At 30.6% G+C, this 6,229-nt stretch carries 7 protein-coding genes; all 7 read left to right on the top strand.

Annotated elements, in window-relative coordinates:
- The coding region (locus tag ACRDDY_RS17655) for an IreB family regulatory phosphoprotein (protein ID WP_438566241.1) at positions 1 to 108 on the top strand (108 nt) is incomplete at its 5' end.
- Between the two features lie 53 nt (positions 109 to 161).
- Entirely contained in the window at positions 162 to 575 is a 414-nt protein-coding gene (gene ruvX / locus ACRDDY_RS17650; RefSeq protein ID WP_438566240.1) for a Holliday junction resolvase RuvX, read from the top strand.
- A gap of 67 nt (positions 576 to 642) precedes the next feature.
- On the top strand, positions 643 to 900 hold the full coding sequence (locus ACRDDY_RS17645; RefSeq protein WP_438566239.1) for a DUF1292 domain-containing protein: 258 nt from the start codon (positions 643 to 645) through the stop codon (positions 898 to 900).
- Between the two features lie 24 nt (positions 901 to 924).
- Complete coding sequence (locus tag ACRDDY_RS17640; RefSeq protein WP_438566238.1) at positions 925 to 1,383, top strand: Fur family transcriptional regulator; 459 nt, start codon at positions 925 to 927, stop codon at positions 1,381 to 1,383.
- 56 nt (positions 1,384 to 1,439) lie between these two features.
- Positions 1,440 to 3,107, top strand: a complete 1,668-nt coding sequence (locus tag ACRDDY_RS17635; protein WP_438566237.1) for a ribonuclease J — start codon at positions 1,440 to 1,442, stop codon at positions 3,105 to 3,107.
- A 181-nt stretch (positions 3,108 to 3,288) separates the two neighbouring features.
- A complete protein-coding gene (gene typA / locus ACRDDY_RS17630) occupies positions 3,289 to 5,109 on the top strand; it encodes a translational GTPase TypA (RefSeq protein ID WP_438566236.1) in 1,821 nt (606 codons plus the stop codon).
- Between the two features lie 93 nt (positions 5,110 to 5,202).
- A complete protein-coding gene (mltG, locus tag ACRDDY_RS17625) occupies positions 5,203 to 6,225 on the top strand; it encodes an endolytic transglycosylase MltG (RefSeq protein ID WP_438566235.1) in 1,023 nt (340 codons plus the stop codon).
- The last annotated feature ends 4 nt before the right edge of the window (positions 6,226 to 6,229 follow it).

Below are 6,229 nucleotides of genomic sequence, written 5' to 3'. Positions count from 1 at the left end.
GACCCTACTTACATTACAAATTACAATGGAGCAAGAGCTTTAGTAAGAAAACTTGAGAGAGATGAAATTCTTGAAGAAGTTATAAAATCTTATTTAGAGATAAAATAAAAAAGTGCCCTATTGTGGGCACTTTTATTTTAAAGAAAAATAGGGAGGCAATAATGAGAATATTAGGTTTAGATATCGGACAAAAAACAGTTGGTGTTGCAATTTCAGATCCTTTAGGATTTACTGCACAAGGAATAACTACTATAAGAAGGGTTAAGCGTGCACAAGATGTTTTAGAGGTGAAAAAGATTTGTGATGAATATACTGTAGAGAAGATAGTTGTTGGACTTCCTAAAAATATGGATGGATCAATAGGTTTTGCAGGAGAGAAAATACAGGAATTTTCTGCCCTTTTAGAAGAAGAGATAGGCTTAGAAATTATATATTGGGATGAAAGATTAACTACGGTTGCAGCACATAGAGCAATGCTTGAAGCAGATCTTTCAAGAAATAAAAGGAAAAAAATTGTTGATAAAGTAGCAGCAACATATATTCTTCAAGGATATTTAGATAGAATATCGAAGTAAAATATGTTAAATAACTTTTGGTAACAATATGATATAAAATAAAAAATCAAATAAAGGAGAAATGAAAATGGAAAACGATGTACAATTCATAGAAGTAATTGATGAAAATGGAAATGAGGAAAGATTAGAAGTAGTTACATTTCTAAAAGTAGATGACATAAATTCAGAATATGTTATTGCTATTAAAGATGGAGAAGAAGAAGCTGTAGTATTTAAAGTATTAAAAGATGAGGATGGTAACGAAGAATTAGTTACCATTGAAAATGATGCTGAATTTGCTATGGTAGAAGAAGCATATAGCCTACTTATGCAAGAAGAAGAATAGAAAAAGTATAAGTGAGGTGTTTAGATGAGAAATAATGTTTCAGTTGATATGCAAGAATTAAAAGAAAGCCTAAAACAAAAAGGTTATAAATTAACGCCTCAAAGAAGAGCAATCGTTGATACTATCATTAAAAATGAAGGTAAGCATATGACTGCAGAAGAAATTTATGATGAAGTAAAGAAAGATTGCCCCGAGATAGGACTTGCAACTGTCTATAGAACGGTTATCTTATTAGAAGATATAAATCTTTTATCTAGATTAGATTTAAGTGATGGATGTAGTAGATATGAAATTGTTCATGATGATGAAGAGCATAGACACCATCACTTGATTTGTAATGAATGTAATAAAGTATTTGAGGTTGAGGAAGATTTATTAGATCAACTTGAGGAAAGAGTTGAGAATAAATATAAATTTAAAATTAAGGATCATAGTTTAAAATTCTATGGAACTTGTAGTGAATGTCAAAAGAAAAATAGTTAGAAAATATTCTTAGGGTAAGAGTATTTTTACTAAAGAATAAAATAAGGAGGGGAAGTATGAAAACAGAAAGAGCTAAGGTTAAAATTATTCCTTTAGGTGGAATAGATGAAATTGGAAAAAATATTGCAGTTATCGAATATAAAGAAGATATAGTTATTGTAGACTGTGGACTTAAATTTCCAGATGTAGATATGTATGGAGTAGATATAGTAATTCCTGATATATCATACCTAATTAAAAATAAAGAAAAGGTTAGAGGAATATTTTTAACTCACGGACATGAGGACCATATAGGAGCATTACCATATTTTTTAAAGCAACTTAATGTACCTATATATGGAACTAAATTAACACTTGGAATAGTAGAAACAAAACTTAGAGAGCACGGATTATTAGCAACTACTGAGTTAAATGTAGTAAAACCAAGAGATAAAGTGAAGTTGGAAAATGTAACTGTAGAGTTTATAAAAACAACTCACTCAATTGCAGATTCAGTTGCAATTGCAGTACATACACCACTTGGTGTAGTACTTCATACAGGAGATTTTAAAATTGATCATACACCAATAGATGGAGGAAGAACAGATTTTGCAAGACTTGCAGAACTTGGAAGAAAAGGTGTTTTAGTTATGATGGCAGATTCAACGAATGTTGGTAAGCCAGGTTATACTAAATCAGAAAGCATAGTTGGTGAGACTCTTCAGAGATTATTTGCAAAGGCTAAAGGAAGAATAATAGTTGCAACATTTGCATCAAATATTCATCGTGTCCAACAAATAATAAATGCAGCAGAAATGTATGGGAAAAAAGTAGCAGTGTCGGGAAGGAGTATGGAAAATATACTTCAAGTTGCAGTAGAACTTGGATATCTTAATGTAAGTGAAGGTACTCTAATAACTATTGATCAAACTGCTAAATATAAAAATGAAGAAGTAGCTATAATAACAACAGGAAGTCAGGGAGAGCCAATGGCTGCTCTTTCAAGAATGGCAGCTGGTGAGCATAGAAAAATAACTATTGTTGAAGGAGACACAGTAATTCTTTCAGCAACACCAATACCAGGAAATGAAAAACATGTTGCAAAAGTAATTAATCTTTTATCTAAAAAAGGTGCTGAAGTTATTTATGGTGCTGAAAAGGATGTCCATGTATCAGGGCATGCTTGTCAAGAAGAATTAAAACTTATGCAAACTATAATAAGACCAAGATTCTTTATACCAGTGCATGGTGAATACAGACATTTAAAACAACATGCAGAACTTGCTGTTAAAGTTGGATTAAATGAAAGAAATTATCTTATACCTGAAACAGGTGGAGTAATCGAAGTAACAAGAAATTCTATAAGAAAAAATGGATCTGTTACTTCAGGACAAATTCTAGTAGATGGATTAGGTGTTGGAGATGTAGGACATATTGTTTTAAGAGATAGAAAACATCTTTCACAAGATGGTATTTTAACTGTTGTAGTTACATTAGATAGAGAAAGTGCATCAGTTATAGCAGGACCAGATATTATATCAAGAGGATTTGTTTATGTACGTGAATCAGAAGGATTAATGGATGAAGCAAGAGATATAGTTAAAGAGGTTTTAGTTGGATGTGAAGAAAATAGAATCACTGATTGGTCTACAATAAAAGGTAAAATAAGAGATGAACTTAGAAATTATTTATATGAAAAAACTAAGAGAAAACCTATGATTTTACCTATAATTATGGAAATATAGATAATTAAAGCTTAAAATAGAAATCTATTTATATTGACTTTTTAGGAAGTCCATATTAGAATGTAAAGTAGTGTGAGAAATTGGGTACTAGTGTATCCAATTTTCTTTTTGAAAAAAAAAGTTATAGGTTTACATATATTTTTTACAGAATGAGTAAAGCTAAAAAATGGAGGAATAAAAAATGGAACTAATTAAAAGAGAAGATATCAGAAATATCGCGATTATTGCGCACGTTGACCATGGTAAAACTACATTAGTTGATGCATTACTTAGACAAAGTCATACATTTAGAGAAAATGAAAAAGTAGAAGAAAGAGTAATGGACTCAAATGACTTAGAAAAAGAAAGAGGAATTACAATTCTTTCAAAAAATACATCAATTAAATATAATGATGTAAAAATTAATATAGTTGATACACCAGGGCATGCTGACTTCGGAGGAGAAGTTGAACGTGTACTTAAAATGGTAGACTCAGTACTATTAGTTGTTGATTCATATGAAGGACCAATGCCACAAACTAAGTTCGTTTTAAAGAAAGCTTTAGAATTAGGACTTAAACCAATAGTTGTTATAAACAAAATTGACAAGCCAGATGCTAGACCAGAGGCTGTTATTGATGAAGTATTTGAATTATTCTTAGAACTTGGAGCAAATGATGAGCAATTAGATTTCTCAATCATATATGCATCAGCTAGAAATGGTTTTGCAAGATATGAAGTTGAAGATACAAATGAAGATATGATTCCTTTATTTGAAACTATCTTAGCTAAAGTTGATTGTCCAGAAGGATATATAGATGCACCACTTCAAATGTTAGTTACAACATTAGATTCAAATGAATATGTTGGAAGAATTTCTCTTGGAAGAATTCATAGAGGAACAGTTAAGAAAAACCAACAAGTTGCACTTTTAAGAAAAGATGGAACAAGTTCAAATTATAGAGTAAGTGCTTTATTTGTATATGATGGATTAAAGAGAGTTGAAACTGAAGAAGTTGGAATGGGAGATATTGTTGCTTTAGCAGGAGTACCAGATGCAAACATTGGAGAAACTATTGCAGATACTCAAGAACCAGAAGCACTTCCATTTGTTGAAATTGATGAGCCAACATTAAGCATGAACTTTATGGTTAATGATTCACCATATGCTGGTCAAGAAGGAGAATTTATAACTTCAAGACATTTAAGAGATAGATTAATGAAGGAACTTGAAACTAACGTAAGTTTAAGAGTAAAAGAAATTACTCCTGACTGTTTTGAAGTATCAGGAAGAGGAGAATTACATTTATCAGTTCTTATAGAAACAATGAGAAGAGAAGGATACGAATTACAAGTATCAAAAGCTAACGTTATCTTCAAAGAAGAAAATGGTAAGAAAATGGAGCCAATGGAATACTTAACTATTGATGTACCAGAAGAGTTCATGGGACCAGTTATGGAAAAAATGGGACCAAGAAAAGGTGAAATGGTTAATATGACATCAGCTGTTAATGGATATACAAGATTAGAGTTCGTAATTCCAGCAAGAGGACTTATCGGATTCAGAAATGAGTTCATGACTGATACTAAGGGTAACGGAATAATGAACCACGTATTCCACGGATATGCTCAATATAAAGGAGAAATTCCAGGAAGAAGTAGAGGATCAATAGTATCATTTGAACAAGGTGATTCAATTACTTACGGATTATACAATGCTCAAGAAAGAGGATCATTATTCATAGGAGCTGGAGTTCCAGTATACCAAGGTATGATAGTTGGAGTTTGTGGTAGAGCGGACGATTTAGATATAAACGTATGTAAAGGTAAGAAACTTACTAATACAAGATCATCAGGAGCTGATGATGCTTTAAAATTAGTTCCACCAATTGAAATGTCTCTAGAGCAAGCTTTAGAATTTATCAATAGTGATGAATTAGTTGAAGTTACACCAAAAACTGTAAGAATGAGAAAATCAATACTTGACCCTAACCAAAGAAAGAGATTAAATAGAAACAAGTAGTTTAAAATAAACTTTATAAACTTGTAAGAAAGTATTATAATATAGTAAATAGCCTAATACTAGGCTATTTACTTTTATATACAGGGGGTTTTTATGGAATATTTGAAAAAACATTTGAAAAAGATAATAATAGGAATTATTATAGTTGTTGTTTTAATTATAGCCGCAATAGGTGGATATGCATATTCAGTAATAAGAAGACCATTTACATCTAATGGAAATGTTAACATAACAATTAAAGGTGGCGAAGGTTTTTATAATGTTTTAGATGATTTAAGAAATGCAGGATTAATGAAAAACGAAACAGTTGTAAAAGCTTATGTAAAGGTTATGGGAATTACTCCCAAAATAACACCTGGAGAATATACTATAAAAAATGATGTAACATTAGATCAATTTATAAATATTTTAAATACACAAGATACGATTAAAGTTGTAATACCAGAGGGATATACAGTTGATCAAATAGCAAATACATTCCAAGAATTAGGATTATTCTCAACACAACAATTTATAAGTGCATTAGAAAAATATCCACTTCCAGCTTATGTTAAGAATGTAAAAGGAAGACGATATACATTAGAAGGATATCTTTTCCCGGACACATATGAATTTAATAGAGGTGAAACACCAGATAATGTAATAAAAACAATGTTAAATACATTCCAATTAAGTTTAGAAAAAGCTGAAAAAGCAACTGGTGTGACATTAAAAGAAAATCAAATTGATTCAGTAGTTACTAAAGCGTCTGTAATTCAAGGAGAAGCGAAAACATTTAAAGATATGAGAAATGTATCATCAGTTATAGATAACAGAATAAAAGCTAATATGCCATTGCAAATGGATGCAACAGTTATCTATGCTATGGGCAAACATGTAAACAAGGTTTATTATAAAGATCTAAAAATAGATTCGCCATATAATACTTATAAATATAAAGGGCTACCAATAGGTCCTATATGTAATCCAGGAATAGAAGCGTTAGAAGCTGCTATGAATCCTGCTAAGACAGATTATTTATATTATATTTTAAATGGTCCAAATGAACATTTCTTTACAAATTCATATCAAGCATTTGAAAAGCAAAAAGAAATATATAATAAAGAGAACAATTAGTTTA

The sequence above is a fragment of the Clostridium sp. genome (assembly GCF_051656525.1).
Lineage (GTDB): Bacteria > Bacillota > Clostridia > Clostridiales > Clostridiaceae > Clostridium.
This window is presented reverse-complemented; position numbering and strand designations above follow the sequence as displayed.